We start from the raw sequence: 23,792 nt of genomic DNA on the forward strand, positions 1-23,792 counted from the left end.
GTGCGGGGGACGTGTCCCTGTGGTTAACGCGGCATCACAAACTCCACCAATTGGCGGCAGAGTTCCCGGCGGGTAGTGGAATTTCGCCCCAACTGCCCTTTTTGACATCTGTTCTGACATGGCATGAGTTGCAGTAGGCTGACTCCGCGATAGGCGTTGCCGCAGGTCTCGTGCCGGACCGCACTTCGATGTGACGTGACATCAGGTGCCTTTCGGGGAGGTTCCGGCCGCCAGTCCCATTCGCGCTTCGGGGCCCGGACCGGCTCCACGCGATGCCACCTGAAGAGAGTTTCATGACGTCATTTGTGCAGGAACCCTTTTTCTGGGTCTTCATCGTGGTGATGCTCGCAGCCGTCGGAGCGGCCCTCCAGGCACGCAGGACGAACATCGCCCTGCGACGGCAGAACGCCTCCCTGGAGGAGGCGAGCGCCGCGGCCCAGCGGCAGCGCGACGAACTCGCCGTGCTGCACGACCGCCTGCAGGGCCAGCACGCGTCCGAGCTGTCGGCCGTCCGACGGGACGCCGAGGAGGACACCAAGGCCGTCCTCAAGGCGGCCATGCGGACGCTGCAGGGCCTGGCCGACGAGCAGCAGGTCGTCATCGACAGGGTGCAGCGGAAGTACGGCGACAGCCCGCAGATCCTCGCCGACCTGATGACGGTCGACCACACCAACAGCCAGTTCGGCCGGCGCGCCCAGGGCATCGCGGTGCTCTGCGGCGGCTGGCTCGGCCGCCGCGAGAGCGTCGCCTCGGTCTACGACGTGGTCCGCAGCGCCCAGGGCCGGATCCGGCACTTCGACCGGGTGCGGATCCACTCCCGGGTCAGCGTCTCGCTCGCCAGCAAGGTCGTCGAGCCGGTCGCCGTCGTGCTGTCCGAGCTGCTCGCCAACGCGACCAACTACTCCGCCCCGGACACCCCGGTGGAGGTCAGCGTCCAGGCCGTCCCCACCGGCGTCTGCCTGATCATCGACGACGCCGGCCTCGGCATGGGCCAGGAGGAGAAGGACCGCGCCTCGCAGCTCCTGAACCCGGGCGCGCCGATCAGCCTCACCAGCCTGGGCAACCCCCCGAAGTTCGGCTTCGCCGTCTCCGGCATGCTGGCCGCCCGCTACGGCTTCCGCGTCTCCGTCGACTCGGTCTCCCCGTACGGCGGCGTGCGGGCCGTGGTGCTGCTGCCGGCCGAGCTGCTCAGCAGCGAGGTCGCGGCCCCGCCCTTCGCCGAGCACACCGACTACCAGGCCGCACCGGTGGAGCAGCCCGCGCAGGCCTGGGCGCAGGCCCCCGGCCAGCGGCTCGTGTCGCTGTCCGAGCCGGCGGCTCCGCTGGCCCCGGTGCCGGCGCCGTACGCGGCGACGGCCGGACCGGAGACCACCGCGGACGGCCTGCCGCGGCGCCGCCGCCAGCGCCCCGTGTCGGTCGTCCCCACCCCGCAGGACCCGGGCAGGCCCGAGGAACCGCGGAGCACCGGCCAGTACACGCCGTCCCGCCTCGGCGCGTTCCAGCGCGGCACGCTGTCCGGGCGTAACACCATGACCACGGAAGGAACCGAGATCCAGTGAGCCGTGATCTTTCCTGGGTGCTCAACGACGTACTCCAGGTACCCGGTGCCCGGCACGCCATCCTCGTCTCCGCCGACGGCCTCCTGCTCGAGCGCTCCAGCGAGATCGGCCGTGACGAGGCGGAGACCAACGCCGCCGCGATGAGCTCGATGCAGTCGCTGAGCCGCGCGGTCGCCCCGTTCGTCGGCGGTGGCGGCGGGGTCTGGCGCCAGACCCTGCTGGAGTACGACCACGGCTGGATCTTCCTGATCGCGGCCGGCAGCGGCGCGTACCTGGCCGCCTCCACCGCCCCCGACGTCGACATGGAGGCGATGTCTTTCCGGATGCAGCAGCAGGTGGGCGCACTCGGACGGGCGATGTCGGCGGCACCGCGCCAGAGCACGTACAGCGGCTCATGACGACCGGCGGCGAGGAACAGAGGGTCACGGGCGGGTTCATCCGCTCCTACGTCATCACCGGCGGGCGCGAGTTACCGAATGCGGACGACCTGTCTCTGATCACCCTGGTCACCGTCGGGCCCGGGCAGGACCTCCCCGGCCTGCCGAGCCCGGAGACCCGGGCGATCTGGGAGCTGTGCTCCGGCGGCTACCTCTCGGTGGCCGAGGTCTCGGCCCGGCTGGAGCTGCCGGTCGGGGTCGTGAGGCTGTTGCTGACGGACCTGATCCGTGAGGGACGGCTGCTGCGCCGGTCGGCCCCGCCCCCGGCCCAGGCCCCGGACCCGAGACTTCTAGAGAAGGTACTGCATGGACTTCAACGCCGGTTCGCCTGAGGACATCTACGTCCCGGGCGCGGTGACGACCGCTGTCAAGATCCTGGTCGTCGGGCACTTCGCGGTCGGCAAGACGACGCTCATCGGGGCCCTGTCGGAGATCGCGCCGCTGAGCACCGAGGAGAGCATGACGCAGGCGTCCGTCAGCGTCGACGACCTCCGCGGCGCACCGGACAAGAAGACCACGACCGTCGCCCTGGACTTCGGCCGGCTGACGCTCGGCGACGACCTCGTGCTGTACCTGTTCGGCACGCCGGGACAGCAGCGGTTCATGCAGCTCTGGGAGGACATGGCGCGGGGGGCGCTGGGAGCGCTGCTGCTGGCCGACCCGACCCGCCTCGCGGACACCTTCCCCGTCATCGACCTGATCGAGCAGTACGGCCTGGAGTACGCGGTGGCGGTCAACAGTTTCGACCGGCAGAGCGACTACACCGAGGACCAGCTGCGCGAGGCGCTCGACCTGCTGCCGCACACCCCGGTGGTGTTCTGCGACGCGCGGGACCAGCGCTCCTCGGCCAACGCGCTGCTGACGCTCGTCCGGCACCTGCTCGACCGGGCCTCCTGACCTCCCCCACGCCTCCCCCCTCACCCCTCCCGGGTCCGCACCCGCCCGGGGCCACCTCCAAGGAACGACCCATGGAATCTCTGCAGCGACCCGTCCCGCAGTCGCCTCCGCCGGGCTGCCCGATGCACGCCGGCGTGAGCACGCCGCTCTACGGGGAGATGTTCTCGGCCGACCCCGGCGCGGTCTACGACCGGCTGCGCGCCAACGGTCCGGCCGCGCCGGTGGAGTTGGCGCCGGGGGTGGACGCCACCCTGGTGACCACGCACGAGGCCGCGCTGCGGGTGCTGCAGAACCCGGGGATGTTCGCCCGGGACTCGCGGCGCTGGGCGGCGCTGAACGAGGGCCGGGTGCCGATGGACAGCCCCGTCCTGCCGATGATGTTCTACCGGCCCAACTGCCTCTTCACGGACGGCGCCGAGCACCTGCGGCTGCGCAAGGCCGTCACCGAGAGCCTGGAGCGGCTCAACGACAGCCGGCTCAACCGGCACGTCGAGCGGATCGCCGGCTACCTGATCGACCAGTTCAGTCCGCTGGGCCGGGCCGACCTGCTCAACGACTACGCCAAGCTGCTGCCGCTGCTGCTGTTCAACCAGCTGTTCGGCTGCCCGGCCGACATCGGAGACCGGCTGACCCGCAGCATGTCCGCGCTCTTCGACGGCCTCGACGTCATCCAGGCCAACGAGGAGCTGACCTCCTGCCTGATGGACCTGGTCGCGCTGAAGCGCCGCCAGCCGGGCGACGACATCACCTCCTGGCTCATCCAGCACCCGGCCGGCCTGCGGGACGAGGAGCTCAAGGACCAGCTGGTCATGCTGATGGGCGCCGGCGTCGAGCCCGAGCGCAACCTGATAGGCAACGCGCTGCTCCTGCTGCTGTCCGGCGAGGGCGGCTCCGGGCTGCGCATCGAGGACGCCCTCGACGACGTGCTGTGGAACAACCCGCCGATCGCCAACTACGCGACGCACTACCCGATGCAGGACCTCAACCTGGGCGGCGTCCCGATGGACGCCGGCAGCCCGGTGGTGATCAGCTTCGCCGCCGCCAACAGCGACCCGGCGCTGACCGACGCCCGGCTGACCCTCAGCAAGGGGGCCCACCTTGCCTGGGGTGCGGGCCCGCACGCCTGCCCGGCCAAGTCCCCGGCCCAGCTGATCGCCCTGAGCGCCATCGAGTGCCTGCTCAACGCGCTCCCGGACGTCACGCTCGCGGTGCCGGCGGAGAACGTGGAGTGGCGCCCGGGCCCGTTCCAGCGCGGCCTGGTCTCGCTCCCGGTGCGGTTCAGCCCGGTGGCCGCCCGCACCGTGGGGACGGCCCCGGCCGCGGACACCGTGCCGGGCCCGGCGCCGGTCGGCGCCGAGCAGCCGCAGGCGTACCAGCAGGCCGTCGCGCCGGCCCGGTCCCCGCAGAAGAAGGGGTGGTGGAGCTCCTTCCTGGACGTCTTCCGGCTCTGAGACGTCCCTCGGGTTCGGCCAGGGCTCCGGCTGTGCGGTCGGGGTCCCGGCCCGCCGCGCCGTCGGGAGCCGTCCGGTCACCGCGGGGTGAACGACGTGCGACGGCGGTGCAGTACGTGACGGGGGCAACACGGATCGATGCTTGAGCGCGCTGTTGCTGGGTAGTACGCCGCCGTACTGCCCGCCCGCGTGTTGAAGGAGCCCGTGTGACCGCCATGTTGGAAGCCCGCCCCGCGGAGTCGGAGCGAGCTGACGGAAGGGCCGACCGCCGCGCCGCCGTCCCGCTGCTGCGCAGGCTGCGGTCGGCCGAGGGGCTCGCCGACCCGAGCCCGGTCTACGACGAGTTGCGGGCGCTCGGTGACCTCGTCCCGGCGCCCTGGGGCGGCTACCTGGTCACCGGCTACGAGGCGTGCGACCAGGTCCTGCGCGGCAGGACCTGGCTCGTCCCCGACTTCGCCTGGCAGGAGCGGCAGACCGGGACGGAGCGCTGGGAGGCCGTCGCCACCCGGGAGATGAGCCGGACGCTCTCCCGGCTCAACGCCCCCGAGCACACCCGGCAGCGGCGCAGCCTCGGCAGCCTCTTCGACCGGAACACCCTGCGGGCCATGGCGACGGACATCGAGGACGACGCCGCCGGGCTGCTCGACCGCCTGGCCGAGCGAATACGGACCGACGGCGAGGCGGACTTCGCCTCCGTGGTCAGCGAGCAGCTGCCGATCGGCACCATCGGGCGCTGGCTGGACATCGCGCCGGCGGACTACCCGCACATCCTGACGATGACCCACAACCAGGTGCACGCCCAGGAACTGCTGCCCACCAAGAGCCAGCTGGCGATCTCCGAGCAGGCCACCATGGAGCTGCGCGAGTACTTCACCCGGCTCGTCCGGGAGCGCCGCGAGAAGGACGGCGACGACGTGATCGCCGGCTGGATCCGCACCTGGGACGCGCTGGAGTCCGACCGTGAGGCCACCGACCGGATGGTCTACCAGCTCACCATGTTCGTCACCATCGCCTCGCTGGAGACCACGGCGACGCTGCTCTCCTCGCTGGTGTGGCAGCTGCTGCGGACACCCGGCCGGTGGGAGTGGCTGCGGGCGAACCCGGAGCACATCGACGAGGTGATCGACGAGGCGCTGCGCTACGACCCGCCGATCCGCGTCAACAGCCGCGTCGCGGGCGAGGACACCGAACTGGCCGGGGTGTTCCTCCCCAAGGACACCATGGTCCACGTGATGTACGGCGCGGCCAACCGCGATCCGCGCCGCAACCCGGACCCGCACACCTTCGACCCGCTGCGCCGGGGCACCCACCTCACCTTCGGCGGCGGCGCCCACTACTGCATCGGCGCGGGCCTGGCCCGGCTGGAGTCGCGGGCCCTGCTCGGGCAGCTGCTGGAGCGCTTCCCGACGCTGCGGGCGGTGAGCCCGCCCGAGCACGCGCCCCGGATGGTGTTCCACCGGGTGACGTCCCTGAGAGTCGCCGCGTGAACGTTTCTCCGCAGGCTCCCCGGTACCCCTCGTACGCGATGCAGCCCTCGTACGTCCCGCAGCCTCCGGCGGCGACCGCCTGGTACGCCCAGCCCGAGCCGGCCCCCGAGCCGGTGGTCGCTTCCGTGGTCGCCCCCGAACTCGTGGCCGCGCCCGAGCCGGTGCCGCCGGCCCGTACGGTCCGTTCCGAGCTCCGGGGCGCGGTGCTCCACGTCGAGCTGGACAGCCCGGAGACGGGCAACGCCGTCACCTCGGCCATGCTGGACGAGCTCCTCGCCGTCCTCGCCGCACCCGACCCGGCCGTGCGGGTGATCGTGCTGTCCGCGGCCGGCCGGGACTTCTGCCTCGGCGGCGACCGCGACGAGCTCTTCGCGGGCCTGGACGAGGACCCGACCGGCGGCCGGATACGCAGTTACGGGGACCGGGCCCGCCGGGTCTGCGAGGCCCTCACCAACAGCCCCGCCGTCACCGTCGCCCGGGTCCAGGGCCGGGCGACCGGCGCCGGCTTCGCCCTCGCGCTCGCCTGCGACCTGCGGGTCGGCGCCGACAACGCCGTCTTCCGGCTGCCCGAGCTGGCCCTGGGGCTGCCCGTCGCCTGGGGTGGTCTGCTGCCCCGCCTGCTGCACGAGGTCGGCGCGGCCCGGGTCCGCGAGATCATCCTCACCGGCCGCCCGGTCGGCGCGGTGGAGGCGCGGGAACTCGCCATCCTGCAGCGCGTCGTCGCCGAGCCGGAGCTGGACGAGGCGGTGGCCGAGTGGGCCCGCCCCATCACGCGCCGCCCCGAGGCCGCCCTGCGGGTGACCAAGACGCTGCTCGCCTCGCACGCCTCGGCCACCCGGCTGGCCGACGCCTCGGTCCTGGACTCCGAGCTGATGGCCTCGGTCATCGCCGCCGCGCACTACACCCGTACTCTCGGCGCTCGGCCTCCGGCCGACTGACCGGTCGTCGGACGAACGGGAGGGGCCCACGTCCCCGGCGTGGGTCCCTCCGCCCTTTCGGTAACCGATTGTGAATCCCGCCCGGAACTTCGCTACTGTGTGCGATCGACGAAGGGGAGGGATCGTGGTGGGGAAGACGCGCAACACCCGTGCGGCGATAGCGGTTCTGACGATGACTCTGGTCGCGGCCGGGGTGGCGGCCTGCGACGGGGACAAGGGCGGCGGCGCCGCCGCGGCGAGCACGCCGCCGCAGCCGTTCGGTGCCGGCGGCTACCGGGGACTGCAGCTGTCGATGACCAAGGAGGAGGCGCTCGCCTCCGGGGCCCTGGAGAGCGCGCCGGTCTCCGTCCTCAACGGCTGCACCGACTACGCGTACAAGGGCGGCCCGGCGCCGGACCAGGCCCGGATGGCGACCGAGGCGGACGTCCACGCGAAGGCCGACAAGGCGCTGGCCAGGATCGACGAGATCAGGGCGAAGCGGAAGACGATTCCGCCGCTGGCGCCCGGCGCCTCGCTGAAGGAGATGCAGGAGCACAGCGCCCGCCTCCAGGAGCAGCTCCAGCAGGACGCCGCCGACCGGCAGGAGATCACCGCGCTCGACAAGGACCTGGACCTCGTCGGGCCCGCTCGCAAGGCCAGGGACGAGGCCTTCCGGGCCACCGGTCGGGTCAACTTCGGCACCAAGGGCCTGCGCCAGCTGGTCGCCCCGGCGGAGGCGAGGACGGCCGAGGGCGTCGGCGCCGGCTCGACGGAGGAGCAGCTCAAGCAGGCCTACGCGGGCAAGGAACTGAAGCCGGCCGAGGGCGGCACGTACGAACTCCCGGCCGAGAACGGCGGCGGCCCGGACTGGTTCTACGAGTTCACCGTGGCCGAGGGCAAGGTCGTCGCCCTCGCCCTGGTCAAGCACGACACCTACTGCTCCTGACCGCTCCCGGGAAACCGGTTGTGGATCGTGGTCGCACCCTCGGTACGGTGACCGTCGAACGATCAAGTGGGGGGTGTGACATGGGGAAGAACCGAGCCTCGGTCCGCGCGGTGGGCGTGGGCATCTCGGTGGCACTGCTGGTCGCCGGAGCGGCGGCCTGCTCGTCCGACGGGGAGAAGGACACCGCGAAGGCGGGGGCCGCCGCCACCGGGGCGTCCGCGACGGCGTCCCCGTCGAAGGGCCCGGAGGCCTTCGCGGCAGCCGGGTACCGGGGGCTGAAGCCCGGGATGGCCAAGGACGCCGGGCTGGCCACCGGTGCCCTGGAGAGCGCGCCGGTCTCGCTGCTCGACGGCTGCACGGACTTCGTCTACAAGGGCGGCCCGGCGCCGGACCCGGCCCGGATGGCCGCCGAGGCGGCCACCGAGACCCGCTACAAGGATCTGAACGCCAAGGCCGACGCGGCCTCGGGCAAGGCGCCCGCCCCGGGTGGCGCCCTACCGCCGAACGCCTCCGCCAAGGACGCGGCGGCCGCCGCCGCCGGCTCGGCCGCCGGGGCCCGGGACTCGGCCGACGCGGCCAAGCTGATCGCGGACGCGACGCAGGCCCTGGTCGACCTGAGGTTCGCGCAGGAGGCCAAGGACAAGGCCTACCTGACCACCGGGCGGGTCTCCTTCGCGGCGACGGGCCTGCGTGAGCTGGTCGCCCCGGCGGAGGCGAGGACGGCCGAGGGCCTCGGCGCCGGCTCCACCGTGGAGGCGCTCCAGCAGGCGTACGGCGCCAAGGGCCTCCAGTCGGCCAAGAGCGGCAAGTACGTGATGCCGGTCGAGGGACAGCAGGGCTGGCAGTACGAGTTCACCGTGGACGCCGGCAAGGTCACCGGCATGGCCGCGGTGAACCGCGAGATCAAGTGCGCCTGACGGCCTGACGGCCTGACGGCCTGACGGCCTGACCGGGCGACCGTCCGATGCGCGTTGGAGGCCCCGACGAACCACTGGGTTCGCCGGGGCCTCCGCCGTACTCCGGCGGGAACCCGGAGGCCCGTGCGGACAGGTGGGGGCGTGGAACTGTCACAGCGGGCCCGACTGAGGAATGGCGACCAATGGGCGTTCGGGGAGTTGTTCGATGAGACGGCGGACGACCTGTACTGGTACGCGGCGCGGGTGGTGGGGGACCGGGCGGCCGCGGAGGACGTCGTCCAGCTGACGTTCCTCGAAGCGTGGCGCCTGCGCGGCAAGCTGCGGGAGGACGACGGGCCGGTGCGTCCCTGGCTGTTCGGGATAGCCGCCCACGTCCTGCGCAACACGACCCGGGCGGCCCGGCGGCACCGGGCGGCGATGGCGCGGCTGCCCGACCGGGGCGTCCTGCCGGACTTCGCCGAGGAGCTGGCCGGGCGGCTCGACGACGACGCCCGGCTCGCCGCCGTCCGGCGGGCGCTGGGCGGGCTGCGGAAGGCCGAGCGCGAGGTGTTCGGGCTCTGTGTCCTGGCGGGTCTGGACTACGCGAGCGCGGCCGAGGCGCTCGGTGTGCCGGTCGGCACGGTGCGCTCCCGGCTCTCGCGCGCCCGTACCAAGCTGCGCGCGCTGACGGACGAGGAGCTCCGGGGCGGGCGGGAACTCCCCCCGGGCACCGGACAGGTACGGGGTGGCCGCAGCGGAGCGGCCAGGTCGACGACTCCGGGGAGGACCCGATGAACGAGGACGAACGCGCCCGGCTGCTGCTGGTACCCACGGGGCCGGGACTCTCCGCCCACCGCCGGAGGCAGCTGCGGGGGCACCTGATGAGCGAGTTCGCGCGTGGGCCGGTGACCACGCCCCGGCGGATCCGGCTCGGCTGGGTGGCCCTGCCCGCCCTGGCGGGCGGCCTGGCGCTGTCCCTGGTGCTGATCGGCGGGCAGCCGCGGCAGGGCTCCGACTCCAGCCGACCGGTGGCTGCGGTCGTCCTGGACCGCGCGGCGAAGGCCGCCGAATGGGCGCCCGCCCCGGCCGCACGCGGGGACCAGTTCGTCTACGTGAAGAGCCTGGACGAGTGGGCGAAGTCGGAGGGCGAGGCGCCGCAGACCCGGGAGGTCTGGAAGTCCGTCGACGGCAGCAAGCGGAACCTGCTCCTCGTGGACGGGCATCTGCCGAACCCCGGAGGAGGGGACGAGCACGGAGAGCCCGAACCCGCGCCGTACTCCGGGTTCGGCAGCTACGCGTACGTGGCCGCCCTGCCGACCGACCCGGACGCGCTGCTGGCCAAGATCCAGGCCGATACCGCAGGTCACGGGCCCGGCCCCGACGAGGAGGCGTTCAGGACCATCGGCGACCTCCTGCGCGAGCAGATCGCCCCACCCGCCGTCAGCGCCGCGCTCTACCGGGCGGCCGCGAAGATCCCCGGCGTCACGGTGATCGACGAGGTGACCGACTCCGCCGGTCGCCCCGGCGTCGCGGTCGCGCGCCGGGACGGCGGCGGGCACGTCGAGTCCCAGTGGATTTTCGACCGCGCCGACTACACCTTCCTCGGCGAGCGCGTCGTCGCCCTCACCGACGGCGCGACCTTCAGGAAGGGCGACATCACGGCCCAGATGGCCGTCCTCGCCCGCGCCGTCGTCGACCAGCCCGGCACCCGCCCGTAACGGTCTCAGGCCGGCTGAGCCCGCCCGCGCAGCGCCGCCCGCGCCCGGGCCACGCCCCTCGGGGTGGCCCGGGCCCCGCTGCCCACGGCGACGGTTCTCGTGCCGAGGCCCGCGCAGGTACGGCAGATGCCGGGGCGGGGCACCGGATCGTGGCAGCGGCCGCACTCGGCGTAGGAGGCGGGCGGGGCGGGCGGGGCTTCGGGGCGCTCCGGCGGCAGCTTGCGTCGCAGGCGGTCCCGGAGGATCGCCGCCGGGCAGTGCATCGGCTGCGGCAGCCCGGGGATCAGGGCCTGGGCCAACTCGGCCTCGCTGCTGCCTCGTTCCAGCCACTGGGTGACGAGCGGTGCCAGCGCCTGCGCCTCGGCCTCGCCGAGACGCAGGCGGGGCTCGGGCCTGATCACCCGGAACAGGGTGGCCACGGCCGCCCGCGTCCGTTCATCCGGGAGGGTGGGTTCTTGCCCCGGGTCCTTTACGGGAGGGGTGACAGCGCCGCCGGTCCCTCGCCCACCGGAAGCCGGGCGGGGGACAACCGGTGCGGACTGCGGGGTGTCGAAGACGTGGGCCTCGGACCGGACGGTGCCGTTGGGCAGCCGGACCGTGTCGACCCGGTAGTACCCGGCATCCTTCAGCTCCTTGAGCGCCCGCCGGACGGCGCCCCGCCCCTGCGGACTGCTGTCCGCCATCTGCCGCCCGTCCTCCCGCCAGCCGTCGGGGCGGGAGAGGAGGTCGGCGAGGAGGCCGCGGGCGGTGTAGCTGAGCCGACGGTCCTGCAACAGGCCGTTGGGAAGCACGGTGAACGAGCGCGCGTGAGCGCTACGATGAATCTGCATCTGGAGTGTCTGCTCCTGGTGCCCGACCCCGGGGTGTTCCACCACCGCCGGGGTCTCCTATGTTCTGTTGATGATGCGGAAAGTAGCACACTGACTACATGGAGTGCGAACCTTTCCCGTGCGAAGCCGCACCCCCCGCATCAAGTGCGCCCCACCCCTGGCTGAGGCGGGAGCGGGCAAGGATGGGCGCGTTCGATCGCTAGCGCCGAAATCTGCGGGTACAGGGTCGAGGCCCGACCGTCGGCCACGAACGGAGCCGGCGAGTGCCGGCAGCATCACGTGAGGTAGACCTTCTGCCACTCCAGGGACGTCATGGTCAGCGCAGCCTCGGCGAGGGCGTGGGCCGACTCGGTCTTGAGGCTGCCGAGGCTGCTGTCAATCCACGGCTGGACGTTCTGGTAGCCCTGCTCGCGGTACTCCACGGCCTGGATGAGGCACTCCAGTTTGTCCGCGTCGTGGGCGACGGTGACTTCCAAGTTCTCGGCGTTCTCGTATTCCTCCACGAGGGCCTGGAGTCCCGCAACGACGGCCGGGTGAGCGGCGCTGACCTGGTCGGCGGTCACTCGCTCGTTCGACGCGGCGGTGAGGTAGCGCCGACTGACGTGCGGGATGTCGCCGACCCGGGTCTCCTGGGTGTCGTGGAAGAGGCACAGCAGGGCGACCTTGGCCGGGTCGGCGCCCTCCATCATCGCGAGCACCGCGCCGATGATGCCCGTCCGGAACGAGTGCTCCGCGACCGACTCGGGGTCCTTGACGCCGGCGATCCACCAGCCCTGGCGCTTCGCCCGCTTGAGCATGCCCGCCTCGAACAGGTAGCTCGCGGTACCCCTCAGCTGCTTGTCGTCCGTCATGGCTGTCCTTCGCTGCTGGATCGGTTGTTGCTGTAGCCGCTTACCCGGAGACCGTAGTGCACAGACTCCAGCTCTCGACGGGACTGCTGTGAAAGGCCGTCACCATCAAGGAGGGCGCGCACTCGTGCGGCCAGGTCACGGGCTGTACGGGGGTCCGCATCGGCCAGGCCGCGCCGAGTGAGCATGAGTGCCCAGATCGAATGGACGTACAGGTCGGTGTACTCGCCTGCGCGGTCCAGCCGGATGGCGAACTGTCGCAGGAGCGAGGAGGCGTCCCATGCCGGGTAGTCCCGCTCGGCCATGAAGTCGTCGCTGGTCTGAGGACGTGCGTCGAGCCCGAGCCAGTGAGCCCAGTAGTTCAGGTTTGCGGTCTCGAAGTCGTCCTTGTCGGTGATCGAGCGGGCGATGAAGTCCCGGAGTAGCTCGGGATCCCCTTGTCGCGCCAGTGCGGCCGCGACCGACCGCGCTTCGGCCCAGCGGGGTGACCAGCCGGAACCGGCCGACGGAACTCGACCCCTACGCTGCATCCCGCCAAACCACTCGCCTACGTCGCGAGCTCGGTCGTAGGAAGACAGGTACCAGATCTGCCTCCGGAGTAGGGCGGTCTCCTCACCGCCGGCCTCCACCAGGTCCGCGGTATGCCGGAGGTTGTCGAAAAAGCGCGAGCGCACGTCCCGTCCGAGGAGCGGCGCAGTGGCGACCGGACCACGTCTGGCCGCAGGGATGCGCAATTCGGCGGCCACCACGCCGGGCAGAACCCCGCTGATGGCCCAGCCGATCATGTGTGTGGTGTCCCGAGTAAGTACCCACCCGGCCAGCGGGTGTTCCAGAACCTCGGCCTTCGTGGGCCGGGACCGCAGTATCTCGCCGAGGACGAAGTCCGCATCCATTGCGAGGCCGATCAAGCCCACCAGCCCGGTCGGCGCGCCGATCAGGATCAGCTTGCGGCGCAGCACCACCAGGTTCCCGGCCCGGGTGGAGGAGAGTGGTCGGCGGCCGGACTCCCAGCCTTGAACAGTGCTCTTGTCGATGCCCAGGTCTACGGCCAACTCGTCCTGGGTTCTCGGGATCTGCTCTCGAATCACCTTCAAGAGGAAGCCGGTAATCACCCCTTCGGGGACCGGCAGCGACTCGGACCGACTGTCAGTCAGTGTTTCGGTGCGCCTCGATGGCGTCCGACCAGCCATTCCAGGCCCCCTTGGCCTCGATCGTCCCGGCGACTCGTACTGGCAGTCCGTCGAACCTTGGATTCACCGACCGTAACTTCGTGACTACGGCACCGCCGGTGCCAGCGGAAGCCTAGTACCAGCTCGGTCTTCTGCGAACAACGGCGTCGCCCGCCGTAGTGCCCCGCGCGGCGACCCCGACTGACAGCAGGCCCAGCGCACGTCGCGTTTCCTTCGCATGCTCCCGCCCATCCCTTCGAGGTACTCCCATGCTCACTTCCCGCCGCCCCCGCATGTTCGTCGCGCGCCTCGACTCGCGGACCGAATCGACGCCCCTGGCCCGGTACTTGCTCCGGGCCTACCTCTCCGGGCTGCCCTCCGGGGACCGCTACTGCGACACCGCCGAGCTGCTGCTGTGCGAACTCTTCGCCAACGCCGTCCAGCACTCCGGCGCGCCCGACGACCGCCACATCGAGGTCCGCTTCGCCCTCGTCAGCTCCCGCCTCCGCCTCGAAGTCCACGACGCCAGTACCGTCCGCCCCTCCGTCCGCGCCGCCGCCCCCGACGACGAGCACGGGCGCGGGCTGTTCCTCGTCAACGAACTCGCCGAACGCTGGGGCTGCGTCCCCCGCCCCTGTGGCATCGGCAAGTTCGTCTGGGCCCTCATCGCCCCCGCCGTCTGAAGGGCCATCGCCGTGAACCTCGCGACCCTCGCCCGCCACACCCTCTCCCGTGGCGCCACTCCCGCCGCGACGTATGCCCTCCTCGCCCGCCTCGGCCACCGCCCCCTGCCGGTCGCCCGAGCCGTCTGTCTCGCCCTCGACATCCCCCGCGCCGAGACCACCCGCCGTCTGGCCGACTGCCACGACGCCCTCCTCGCCGACCCCCGCCCCAACTCCGAGAACGACATCGGCGAACTCCTCGAAGCCCTCGGCGTCTTCGACATCCCCAAGTCCCTCACCGACACCGAACTCGCGGTCGTCGAACACTTCCTGGTCGCCATGGAAGCCATGGGCGGCATCCGCCCCGGCCACCAACACGGCCTCAACCGCTGGTTCACCACCGGCAACCTCACCACCGCCTACCTCTCCCTCGCCGCCGCCCGCCCCCTGCCCCGCACCGGTGACCCCATCCTCTACTGGGCCACCCTCGTCACCGCCGGCGAACTCCTCGCCACCACCGTCCCCTCCGACCGCCGCATCACCTACGCCCTCTCCCACTGCCGCACCCGCGCAACCCACCCATGAGCGCAGGAAGTCGGCCCCGCCGACTTCCTGCGCAGCAAACCCCGCCCGGCGCCACACACCATGGACCGAGAGGACGAGATGACCACCACCCAGCACACCGCCGCACATGCCGCCACCGGCCGGCTCCACGGCCGCCTGGCCGTCCGCAGTTTCCTGGAGGGCCCCGAACTGACGGCGGCCGACCTGAGCATGGTCCTGCTGGTCCGAGAGAATGCCGAGAACGCCGACCGGCCGATGCCGACCGTCACCGTCACCGAGATCCCGCAGACCGTACGCGACCTGGCCGCCGTCGGCATCCGCTCGGTGAAGGTGTTCGCCAACAGCCTGTACCGCGACCAGCAGGCCGGCGGCGCCATCGCGTCGGACAGCCTGATGGTGCGGGCCATCCACGCCATCAAGGACACCGAGCCGGGCATGGCGGTGATGACCGAGAACTGCCTGTGCGGTCACACCGACACCGGCGAATGCCACCTGACCGTCGGAGGCCGGATCGATCTGGAGGCGACGGCCGCGCTGATCGCAACCCAGGCTGTCGTCCAGGCCGGGGCCGGCGCCGACATCGTCGGCCCCGCCGCGATGACCCGGGGTGCCACCTGGGCCATGCGGCAGGCCCTGGACGAGGCTGGTCACCGGGACGTGGCAACCATGCCGCACCTGATCTTCGACTCCGCCCTCTACGAGGGCTACCGCACCACCATGCGGGCCACCCCCGCCTCCGGCGCCCGCCGCCCGTTCCAGATCAGCCCCTGCAGCCCGGAGGCCGCCGCCGACACCGGACTCGCCTTCCTCGACGAGGGGGCGGACATGCTGCTGCTCGAGCCCGGGATGCTGTCCGTGGACATCCTCGCAGCCCTCAAGCGCCGCACCTCGGCGCCGCTGATGCCGTTCTCCGTCTCCGGTGAGTACCTGCGCCTGGCGCCGCTCGACCCGGCGACCGGACAGCGGGACTTCCGTCCGTTGGCGGAGCTGTTCACCATGCTCAAGCGGGCCGGAGCGGACCGGATCATCACCTACGCGGCCCTGGACCTGGCCCGCTTGCGCGCCTAAACGGCGGCGACGGTCGGCCGGACTTCCGCCAGGATGCCCTCCGCCCCCTGGTCCAGCAGGAGGCCCGCCACCTGAACGCCCAGCTTCTCCGGCTCGCTCAGTGGGCCGGAGCAGCTGGCCTCCACTTGCCGCCTGCCGTCCACGGAGGTGACCTGCCCGTGCAGGGCCAGCACGTCACCGTCGGCCTTGCCGAACGCGCCGACCGGCACCGAGCACCCGCCGTGGAGCTCCGCCAGCATCGCCCGCTCGGCCCGCACCTCCGCGTCGGTCACCGGGTCACCGGACCCGGCCAGGATCTCGCGGGCCAGCCTGTTGTCCTCCCGGATCTGGATACCCAGTGCGCCCTGCCCGGGCGACGGGGGAAACAGCCCGATCGGCAGGATCTCGCTGAGCTCCTCGCCGCGGCCGAGTCGCTTGATCCCGGCGGCCGCCAGGATCACGGCGTCCAGCTGCTGCGTCCTGAGCTTCCCGAGCCTGGTCGGGACGTTCCCCCGGATCTCCACCGGCACCAGGTCCGGGCGGACGTGCAGCAGTTGGGAGATCCGGCGCGACGACGACGTGCCGATCCTGCCCCCGTGCGGGAGGCCGGCCAACGTCGAGCCGCACAGTGCGTCGTGCACGTCCGCGCGGGTGGGTGGGGGCAAGAGGATCAGGCCGGGCGGGTTCGTGGTCGGCAGGTCCTTGAGTGAGTGCACGATCACGTCGACCTCGCCGGACAGCAGTGCGTTCACCTGGTTCACCGAGAACGCCGAGCCGCCGCCGCGCTCCGAGACGTCCCTCAGGGCCGCCCTGCGGTCCCGGTCACCGGCTTCCGTGATCACTCGCTGGCGGAAGACCATGTCGGGGAAGCGCTCCCGCAGCGGTGCCAGGAACTCCCTGACCTGAGCCCGCGCCAGGTGGCTGGCTCGCGACCCCACCACCAGTGTGTCCATAGGCCAACTCCCAGCATCTGACGAGATGTTGACCGCATGCTACCCGCATCGAAAGCGCATGTTTTCCGACGTTATGTCGGAAACTCGGAATGTGCCCTGGCGCCCCGATCACCCGAACCCATCTGCATCGGCGACGCCTCCCCGGCTGGCGGGCTATCCCACTCGCGCAGACATCCGCCGGCCCCTGATCCACCCAAGTCGGCTTGGCCCTCGATCAGCTGGCACCCGGGCACCCGTGTGGGCGCCTCCGTCGTCTGCCGAAGACAGAGGTTGGGTCTGCGCTCGGCGGCCCCGGCCAGTGGCCGGGGCCGCCCAAGCTCTTTTCCGGGCGGGCTCGTGTGCTTGCACACGAGCCCGCCCGCATTTATCGATCGGTCACTGAACCTGTTCCTGCCATTTCGGCTCACCTCCCTTTCGAGCGGCCTGGCCAGGAACAGCCGGGCCGCCCGCACCTTGTTGTTGTGGGACGGGTGGGCAGGCCCGCCCACGGACTGCACAGGAAGTCGGCCTGGCCGACTTCCTACCCAGAGAAGAGAGGCGTACCGGGCAATTCGTCGCTGCTTCGGCCCGGCCGAAGCGCGACGGGCTGGGAGCCGGTGTGAATGGTGCTTGGCCGCCGTTGCTTGGGGTTCCTGGGAGGGGTGGGGCAACCAGTGTGTGGGCGGGCCCGTGTGCTTGCGCGCGGGCCCGCCCCCGGCCTTGGCGCAGACCGACGCGGGGGTGGGCGCGAGGGCCGGGGGGTCAGCGGGCGGCGGCGCGTTGGAGGGCGCTGGCGAGGAGGGCGAGGTCGGTGGGGCCGTTGCCGAGTTCGCGGACCGGGCGGCGGGCCGGCGGGGCGCCGAGCTGCAGCGGATCTATGGCGACGACGGTGGGCCGCAGGGTGGCGGTGCGCGGGATGCGGCCGCTGATCCGGGCGGTCTGGAAGGCGCTGACCCCGCCGTCGGGCAGACGGAGGTAGCCGCGGCCGGGGGTGTCCTCGGGCAGGGCGGCCGCGTCGCCGAGGTGGATCAGCAGGTCGGAGTCGGCCGGGTCGTCGGTGCGCAGGGCGATCCGGAGCAGCGCGGCCTCGTCCACCTCGGTGCCGGCGCTGTCCTCCGGACGGCCGGTGGCGACGGCGAGGTGGACGCCGAGCGGCCCGCCCCGGCGGGCGACGGCGGCCAGCGCGCGGGCGAGCGGGCGGCCGGCGGCGGAGGTGGGGGAGAGCAGTGCGTCGTAGTCGTCGACCACGACGACCAGCCGGGCGGGTGCGGGCGCGGGGCCGGTCGGGCGGGGGCGCTCGGCGCTGCGCGGCGGGATGATCCGGGGCTTCGTGGCCGCTCCGCCGCCCACGGCGACGGGCACCGGTACGGCCGGCGCCTCCTGCCCGTCCAGACTCTGCCCGTCCAGGATGCGCGCGGCGTGCCAGGAGGCGAAGTCCAGTCCGTCGAACAGCCGCTCCCGCAGGGCGAGTTCGTCCTCCAGTGCCTCGGCCGCGAGCAGCGCGGCGCGCGGGTCGGCGGCGGCGTTGACCCGGCCGGTGACGTGCGGCAGTTCGGTGCAGCCGTCCAGTCCGTCCTGGCCGTCCGTGACGGCCCGGCCCTCGATGATGGTGACGGCCAGCCGCTCGGGCCGCTCGGAGACGGCGAGCGAGGCGACCAGGGTGCGCAGCAGCTCGGTCTTGCCGGAGCCGCGGGCGCCGCCGATCAGCAGGTGCGGGCCGCCCGGGTCGGGGGAGGGGAGGGTGAGTTCCGGGTCGGCCAGGTCGAGCGTGCAGAGCTCGTCCCGGGTGGTGCCGAGCAGGGCGGTGGCGGCGCCGATGCCGCCGGCGTGCGCCTCCCAGCGGGCGGACAGCTTGGCCGGGGTGACGGTGTCGAGCTGGAGCAGGTCGAGCAGCCGCAGGACGTCGGGCAGCGGGCCGCGGACGGCCGGGGCGGCCTCGCGCAGCGGGGCGAGGACCCGGGCCAGCCGTTCGGCCCAGGCGTCCGAGACGGCGTCCAGCGAGACCTCGTGCAGGGTCTCCCGGCCGCGGGCGACCGGGCGGTCCAGTGAGAGCTGGGTGCCGACCTCGCCGGTGATCAGGGCGGTGGCGCCGAGGCCGCGGGGGAGCAGCTCGGGCTGTTCGGCGAGGCAGATCGGGAAGATGCCGACCGCCGGGCCCTGGCGCAGCAGCAGGTCGAGCGCCTGTCGGGCGGCCTCACCGGCCGGGCGGCCGTTCACCACGACGACGGTGGCGGGGTGGCCGCCGAGGCCGCTGGGGCCGCTGAGCCGGGCGGTGAGCTCGGTCAGCCGGGCGGTGCCCTGCTCGTCGTCGAGGCCGATCAGCAGTCGGCAGTCCTGGCCGTCGACCGGGCGCAGGTGGGGCAGCCACAGGGCCCAGGCCCAGGTGTCTGCGCGTTCCTCGGCGGTGCGGGCCGGGTCGGCGTCGACCACGACCAGGCTGAGCCCGGTCGGCGGGTGCAGCGCGGCGAGCTGGGCGACGACGGCGCGGGTGAGCGCGTCCAGGCGTTCGCGCGGGCCGCTGAGGCCGAGGCTGCCGGCGGTCTGGAGGTCGAGGGTGACGGGGACGGCGGGGAGCATGGTGCCGGGGGTGGTGCCGGGGCCGCCCGGGCGGTCGGCGGTGCCGAGGCGCAGGGTGAGCGCGTCGGGGTGGCCGGGGCCGCGCTCCCAGAGCCGGGGGCCGGGGCCGACGGCGTTGAGCAGCAGGGTGGCGAGGTCGGGCCAGCGTTCGCGCTGGGCGGCGGTCTGGCGCAGCCGCACCGCGGCGTGGTGGCGTTCGGCGCTCTCCTGGGCGGGCGGCTCGGCGGCGCGGCCGGGCAGCAGGGAGAACAGGCCGCGGCTGCGGCCGGGCGCCGGTTCGGGGGCGGCGGGCGGCTCGACCACGGGCGGCGCGGGCCGGGCCGGGCCGGGGGCGGCGGCGAGCTGGAGGTGGCCGTGGCCGTCGGGGAGGGCGGCGCGGACGGCTCCGGCGGCCTCGGCCGGGTCGGGGGCGGTCACCTGGAGGGTGGACTCGCCGATCCGCAGCACGGCGCAGGGGTCCAGCGGGACGGCGGCCTCCGGCGGGCCGGGCGGGACGAGCCGGCCGTCCAGGGTGGTGCCGTTGGTGGAGCCGAGGTCGCGTACGGAGATCCGGCCGTCCTCGCCGAGGTGCAGGGAGAGGTGCAGCCGGGAGACGTCCGGGTCGTCGAGCGGGACGTCGGCTTCGGTGGAGCGGCCGACCCGGATCTCCCGGCCGTGCAGCCGGTGGACGCCGCCGGCGTCGGGGCCGCCGACCACGCGCAGCTCGGCGGCGGCGGGGGTGTCGTCGGGGTCGTCGGCGGTCGGGTCGGGCTCGTTCAGGCTGAGGACGGCGCCGTCGAGCAGCGGGGGGTGGCCGAGCAGGGTGTGCTCGTCGACCCGGTGCGCCCCGGCGTACAGGTGCACGTGGGTGGCGGCCCGGGGCCCGCGCACGCCCACGGCGCCGGCGAGCGCGCCCGCGATGGCGCCGAGCGCGGTGCCGACGGGCGCGGTGACCAGCACGTCCACGTAGGGGATGGCGGAGCCGGCGGCGGACGGGCCGCTGCGCGGTCGGAGGACGGTCAGCCGGATCTGCATCTCGCCCGCGGGTCCCTTCTGCTGGTGTGAAGCCTGGTACCGCTGCCCGGTGCCGTGGGCACCGTTGGGCCACACGAGTGGCGAGTGTCCATCCTGCCATCCGTCGAGGACGGTCCGCGCACCGTACCGGATTTGACGATCTTGCGATCATCGCCGTGGCGGGGGCGACGGGGAGTCAGGTCGACCGCCCCCTCGCGGAGTGCCCCGGGACCTTCCCTAGGGGATCTCCCCCAACCCTTCCCCAGACCGTACGGATGGCCTGTCGAGCACCCCGAAATCCCGAACGGACACCGTTAGAGTGGCCGCAGACACGGGCCCGGCAGGCTCACCGCACCGGCGGAGGAGCGCCCCGCGCGGGCGGCAGGGCAAGGAGTGCGACAGGTGCGGCCAGTCGGCAGCAAATATCTGCTGGATGAGACCCTCGGGCGGGGTGCGACCGGGACCGTCTGGCGCGGCGTGGTGCGCGAGGACGTCCAGGTGCAGGGCTGCGTGCCCGGGCAGCGGGTCGCGATCAAGGTGCTGCGCGAGGAGCTGGCCGCCGACCCGGACGTGGTGATGCGCTTCCTGCGCGAGCGCTCGCTGCTGCTGCGGCTGACCCACCCCAACATCGTGCGGGTCCGCGACCTGGTCGTCGAGGGCGAGCTGCTGGCCCTGGTGATGGACCTGGTGGAGGGCCCCGACCTGGCCCGCTACCTGCGCGCCAACGGCCCGTTCAGCCCGATCGCGGGCGCCCTGCTGATGGCCCAGGTCGCGGACGCGCTGGCGGCCAGCCACGCGGACGGGATCGTCCACCGGGACCTCAAGCCGGCCAACGTGCTGCTCGCCTCCACCGTGGTGGACGGCGCCGAGCGGATGCACCCGCTGCTGACCGACTTCGGCATCGCCAGGCTCGCCGACTCCCCGGGCGTCACCCGCACCCACGAGTTCGTCGGCACCCCCGCCTACGTCGCGCCGGAGTCCGCCGAGGGCCGTCCGCAGACCTCCGCGGTGGACGTGTACGGCGCCGGGATCATGCTGTACGAGCTGGTCACCGGCCGCCAGCCGTTCCAGGGCGACAGCGCGCTCGCCGTGCTCCAGGCGCACCTGGCCCAGGAGCCGCAGCGGCCCAGCACCATGCCCGAGCCGCTCTGGACGGTGATCGAGCGCTGCCTGCGCAAGGACCCGGCCCAGCGGCCCGGCGCCACCTCGCTGGCCCACGCGCTGCGGGTGGTCGCGGCCGGCGTCGGCGTGCACGCCTCCCCGGTGGCGGTGGACGAGGCGCTGGCGGTCGGCGCCCTGCTGCTGCCGGACCCGCAGCCCACCGCCGTCCCCTCCACCGGATCGCCGCTGCCGCCCGCGACGCTGCCGGGCGCCATGGCCGCCGCGCCGACGGCCCCGGGCGCCGAGGACCACACCCAGGTGCTGCCGTCGACCCCGCCGCAGTACGACCCGGCCGCGGCGACCCGGGTGATGGGCACCCAGCCGCCGCCGGCGCCCCCGCAGGGCGCCCCGGACCGCACCCGGGTGATGCCGCCCGCCGCCGTGCCGCCGCCCCCGCCCGCGACGCCGCCGCAGGAGGAGGCGCCGCACCCGTGGCAGACCCAGCTGCGCGCGGCGCGGGACCGCAACCAGCAGACCCAGGTCGGCTACTTCGGTCCGGAGGACTACGAGGACCTCCCGCAGCCGCAGGTCGCCCCGCCGCCGTTCCAGGCCGGGCAGGGCGGGCACCCCGGGCAGGGCGGCCACCCCGGCCAGGGCGCCCCGGGCGGCCGCCCCGGGCCGCAGCAGCCCGGCGGCTACCGCCAGTCCCCGCCCCCGCCCGGCTACGCCCAGCGCCCGCCGGTGGCCCCGCCGCCGTACCAGGCGGGTCAGGGCGGTCAGGGTGGTCAGCGCGGCGGCCAGCCCGGCCAGGGCGGCCGTCCGCAGCCGCCCGGCGGCTACCGGCAGGCCCCCGCCGGGTACGGGCAGTCGCAGCGCGGCTACCCGCCGCCGCCCGCGCCCACCCCGGTGCCGCGCCGGGCCGAGCCGCCTGCGCCGCAGTACCGGGAGGCCCCGCCGCAGCGCCGCGAGGAGCCGCCGGCACCGGCCCGCCGCGAGCCCGCGCCGGCCCGCGAGCCGCGCCCGCGCAGCCGCAACCGGATGTACATCCCGGGGCTCGGCTGCCTCAAGGGCTGCCTGATGGTGCTGCTGGTGCTGGCCGTGGCCGGGGTGGCGCTGTGGAACTTCACGCCGCTGCCGCAGTACTGGGACAACGTCGTGGGCTGGTTCGACTCGGCGAGCGGCTGGGTGAACAGCTTCTTCGGCAAGTAGCGCCGTCCGGACCGGCGCGAACGCGGATCCGGGCCGGCGCGAGCGCGGATCCGGGCCGGGCCCTGAGCCGATCCGGGCTCAGGTCCGTCCCGGACGGCAATATTGACGCTATGTCGACAATTCGAGAGATTTCTCGGCCGGGACTCCCGCTCAGGGCCCCCCGGGCGGCCCCCGCGGGGCCTCCGGACGCGTAGGTTGGTCGCTGTTGTCCCGCCCCACCGAGCGCGCCGGACCCCCGGAGCGCTCCCGCGCCGCCCACGGAGCAGCATTGGCACGCAAGATCGGCAGCCGGTACACCGTCCACCAGGTGATCGGCCGGGGTTCGGCCGGGACGGTCTGGCTCGGCGAGGGGCCCGACGGCCCGGTGGCGGTCAAGCTGCTGCGCGAGGACCTCGCCGCCGACCAGGTGCTGGTCGGCCGCTTCGTCCAGGAGCGCACCGCGCTGACCAGCCTCGACCACCCCCGGGTGGTCGGCGTGCGCGACATGGTGGTGGACGGCAGCGACCTCGCCCTGGTGATGGAGCTCGTCCAGGGCACCGACCTGCGTTCCCGGCTGGAACGGGACGGCGCGCTGCCGCCGCAGACCGCCGCCTCGATCATCGCCGACGTCGCCGACGGCCTGGCCGCCGCGCACGCCGCCGGCATCGTCCACCGCGACGTCAAGCCGGAGAACGTCCTGCTCGACCTCGCCGCCGCCCCCGGACCGGGCGGCGCCCCGCGCGCCAAGCTCACCGACTTCGGCGTGGCCCGCCTGGTCGACGCCCCGCGCCGCACCCGGGCCACCCGGATCATCGGCACCCCCGACTACCTCGCCCCCGAGATCATCGAGGGCCTGGAGCCGCGCGCCGCCGTCGACATCTACGCCCTCGCCACCGTGCTGTACGAGCTGCTGGCCGGCTTCACCCCGTTCGGCGGCGGCCACACCGGCGCGGTGCTGCGCCGGCACGTCACCGAACAGGTCCCGCCGATCCCGGGCCTGCCGGACGGGCTGTGGCGGATCATCTCGGAGTGCCTGGCCAAGGCCCCCGCGTCCCGGCTGCGCGCCGCCGAGCTGGCCGCCCGGCTGCGCGAGCAGCTGCCCTCGCTGGCCGGCCTGCCGGTGCTCGCCGTGCCGGGCCAGGGCCGCGCCCCCGCCGAGGAGCAGCTGAGCCCCGGCGAGGCCGTCTACGCCGAGATCGACGCCGCCCCCGGCACCCACAAGCGCCGCCGCGGCCCGGCCGTCCCGCTGGTGCCCGGCGCCGCCCCGGACTCCACCCGGGACACCCACACCAGCCTGCGCCGCCCGTCCGCCGACGAGTTGGCCGCGTACGCGCTCGAGTCCCGCGCCCAGCGCGTCGCCCCGGGCCACCGCCGGGACCGCCAGGCCCTGCTGCGCCGCCGCCGGCTGCTGGCCGTGCTGATCGCCACCGTGCTGCTGCTGGCGGGCGCCGCCGCGGCCTGGACGGCCTTCGCGGCCACCGTCCCGGACGGCGGCCACCCGACCCGTCCGGCGGTGTCGGGCACGGCCCCGCGGGCGCCGTAGCCGCGGCCGCGGCCGAGCCCGTGGCCGCAT

Annotated in this window: 21 protein-coding genes; 16 read left to right on the top strand and 5 right to left on the bottom strand. The window is 73.7% G+C overall.

From position 1 onward, the window contains the following. Window positions 1-293: 293 nt before the first annotated feature. The 11 genes from ACGF13_RS29655 (at window position 294) to ACGF13_RS29705 (ending at window position 10,308) form a co-directional block, all read left to right on the top strand. Window positions 294-1,559 (top strand): ATP-binding protein, encoded by a 1,266-nt coding sequence (locus tag ACGF13_RS29655; protein WP_392880877.1) that lies wholly within the window; start codon window positions 294-296, stop codon window positions 1,557-1,559. Further along, window positions 1,556-1,957 (top strand): roadblock/LC7 domain-containing protein, encoded by a 402-nt coding sequence (locus ACGF13_RS29660; protein ID WP_392880879.1) that lies wholly within the window; start codon window positions 1,556-1,558, stop codon window positions 1,955-1,957. The genes ACGF13_RS29655 and ACGF13_RS29660 overlap by 4 nt, the downstream gene beginning before the upstream one ends. Next, the gene (locus tag ACGF13_RS29665) at window positions 1,954-2,328 is read left to right on the top strand and encodes a DUF742 domain-containing protein (RefSeq protein WP_392880881.1); all 375 of its coding nucleotides are present in this window, start codon (window positions 1,954-1,956) and stop codon (window positions 2,326-2,328) included. The genes ACGF13_RS29660 and ACGF13_RS29665 overlap by 4 nt, the downstream gene beginning before the upstream one ends. After that, on the top strand, window positions 2,303-2,893 hold the full coding sequence (locus ACGF13_RS29670; protein ID WP_392880884.1) for an ATP/GTP-binding protein: 591 nt from the start codon (window positions 2,303-2,305) through the stop codon (window positions 2,891-2,893). Before ACGF13_RS29665 ends, ACGF13_RS29670 begins: the two co-directional genes overlap by 26 nt. 71 nt (window positions 2,894-2,964) lie before the next feature. Then, the gene (locus ACGF13_RS29675) at window positions 2,965-4,344 is read left to right on the top strand and encodes a cytochrome P450 (RefSeq protein ID WP_392880885.1); all 1,380 of its coding nucleotides are present in this window, start codon (window positions 2,965-2,967) and stop codon (window positions 4,342-4,344) included. Between the two features lie 215 nt (window positions 4,345-4,559). Next, entirely contained in the window at window positions 4,560-5,831 is a 1,272-nt protein-coding gene (locus ACGF13_RS29680) for a cytochrome P450 (RefSeq protein WP_392881350.1), read from the top strand. Next, window positions 5,828-6,769: an enoyl-CoA hydratase-related protein gene (locus ACGF13_RS29685; protein ID WP_392880887.1), complete on the top strand. Its 942-nt coding sequence runs from the start codon at window positions 5,828-5,830 to the stop codon at window positions 6,767-6,769. Before ACGF13_RS29680 ends, ACGF13_RS29685 begins: the two co-directional genes overlap by 4 nt. A 124-nt stretch (window positions 6,770-6,893) precedes the next feature. After that, window positions 6,894-7,694, top strand: coding sequence for a hypothetical protein (locus tag ACGF13_RS29690; RefSeq protein WP_392880889.1), 801 nt, complete (start codon window positions 6,894-6,896; stop codon window positions 7,692-7,694). An 80-nt stretch (window positions 7,695-7,774) separates the two neighbouring features. Further along, complete coding sequence (locus tag ACGF13_RS29695; RefSeq protein WP_392880891.1) at window positions 7,775-8,611, top strand: hypothetical protein; 837 nt, start codon at window positions 7,775-7,777, stop codon at window positions 8,609-8,611. Window positions 8,612-8,809: 198 nt separating this feature from the next. Next, the gene (locus ACGF13_RS29700; RefSeq protein ID WP_392880893.1) at window positions 8,810-9,385 is read left to right on the top strand and encodes an RNA polymerase sigma factor; all 576 of its coding nucleotides are present in this window, start codon (window positions 8,810-8,812) and stop codon (window positions 9,383-9,385) included. Next, entirely contained in the window at window positions 9,382-10,308 is a 927-nt protein-coding gene (locus ACGF13_RS29705) for a CU044_5270 family protein (protein ID WP_392880896.1), read from the top strand. The genes ACGF13_RS29700 and ACGF13_RS29705 overlap by 4 nt, the downstream gene beginning before the upstream one ends. 5 nt (window positions 10,309-10,313) lie before the next feature. Here the strand turns inward: ACGF13_RS29705 and ACGF13_RS29710 are convergent, their stop codons facing one another. From ACGF13_RS29710 to ACGF13_RS29720, 3 genes are all read right to left on the bottom strand, one after another. Beyond that, entirely contained in the window at window positions 10,314-11,138 is an 825-nt protein-coding gene (locus tag ACGF13_RS29710) for a hypothetical protein (RefSeq protein WP_392880898.1), read from the bottom strand. Window positions 11,139-11,413: 275 nt separating this feature from the next. Next, window positions 11,414-11,989: an HD family hydrolase gene (locus ACGF13_RS29715; RefSeq protein ID WP_392880901.1), complete on the bottom strand. Its 576-nt coding sequence runs from the start codon at window positions 11,987-11,989 to the stop codon at window positions 11,414-11,416. Further along, entirely contained in the window at window positions 11,986-13,176 is a 1,191-nt protein-coding gene (locus ACGF13_RS29720; protein ID WP_392880903.1) for a helix-turn-helix domain-containing protein, read from the bottom strand. The genes ACGF13_RS29715 and ACGF13_RS29720 overlap by 4 nt, the downstream gene beginning before the upstream one ends. Before the next feature lie 248 nt (window positions 13,177-13,424). Between ACGF13_RS29720 and ACGF13_RS29725 the strand changes: the two genes are divergently transcribed. The 3 genes from ACGF13_RS29725 to ACGF13_RS29735 all read left to right on the top strand — a co-directional run bounded on the left by ACGF13_RS29725 (window position 13,425) and on the right by ACGF13_RS29735 (window position 15,449). Further along, entirely contained in the window at window positions 13,425-13,838 is a 414-nt protein-coding gene (locus ACGF13_RS29725) for an ATP-binding protein (protein WP_392880905.1), read from the top strand. Window positions 13,839-13,850: 12 nt separating this feature from the next. Beyond that, window positions 13,851-14,402 carry a hypothetical protein gene (locus tag ACGF13_RS29730; protein WP_392880908.1) on the top strand — a complete coding sequence of 184 codons (552 nt, stop codon included), beginning with the start codon at window positions 13,851-13,853 and terminating at the stop codon, window positions 14,400-14,402. Window positions 14,403-14,480: 78 nt separating this feature from the next. Then, window positions 14,481-15,449, top strand: a complete 969-nt coding sequence (locus ACGF13_RS29735; RefSeq protein WP_392880911.1) for a hypothetical protein — start codon at window positions 14,481-14,483, stop codon at window positions 15,447-15,449. Here ACGF13_RS29735 and hemC read toward each other — a convergent pair. Both hemC and ACGF13_RS29745 read right to left on the bottom strand, forming a co-directional pair. Next, window positions 15,446-16,381, bottom strand: coding sequence for a hydroxymethylbilane synthase (gene hemC / locus ACGF13_RS29740; protein WP_392880913.1), 936 nt, complete (start codon window positions 16,379-16,381; stop codon window positions 15,446-15,448). The genes ACGF13_RS29735 and hemC overlap by 4 nt on opposite strands. Window positions 16,382-17,122: 741 nt before the next feature. After that, complete coding sequence (locus tag ACGF13_RS29745; protein ID WP_392880915.1) at window positions 17,123-19,951, bottom strand: FtsK/SpoIIIE domain-containing protein; 2,829 nt, start codon at window positions 19,949-19,951, stop codon at window positions 17,123-17,125. Between the two features lie 381 nt (window positions 19,952-20,332). On the opposite strand from ACGF13_RS29745, the gene ACGF13_RS29750 reads away from it, so the two are divergent. After that, a complete protein-coding gene (locus tag ACGF13_RS29750) occupies window positions 20,333-22,240 on the top strand; it encodes a protein kinase (RefSeq protein WP_392880917.1) in 1,908 nt (635 codons plus the stop codon). A gap of 268 nt (window positions 22,241-22,508) precedes the next feature. Then, window positions 22,509-23,762 carry a serine/threonine-protein kinase gene (locus ACGF13_RS29755; RefSeq protein ID WP_392880919.1) on the top strand — a complete coding sequence of 418 codons (1,254 nt, stop codon included), beginning with the start codon at window positions 22,509-22,511 and terminating at the stop codon, window positions 23,760-23,762. The last annotated feature ends 30 nt before the right edge of the window (window positions 23,763-23,792 follow it).

Origin of the sequence: Kitasatospora sp. NPDC048286 (assembly GCF_043201735.1) — a bacterium.
Taxonomy (GTDB): Bacteria; Actinomycetota; Actinomycetes; order Streptomycetales; family Streptomycetaceae; genus Kitasatospora.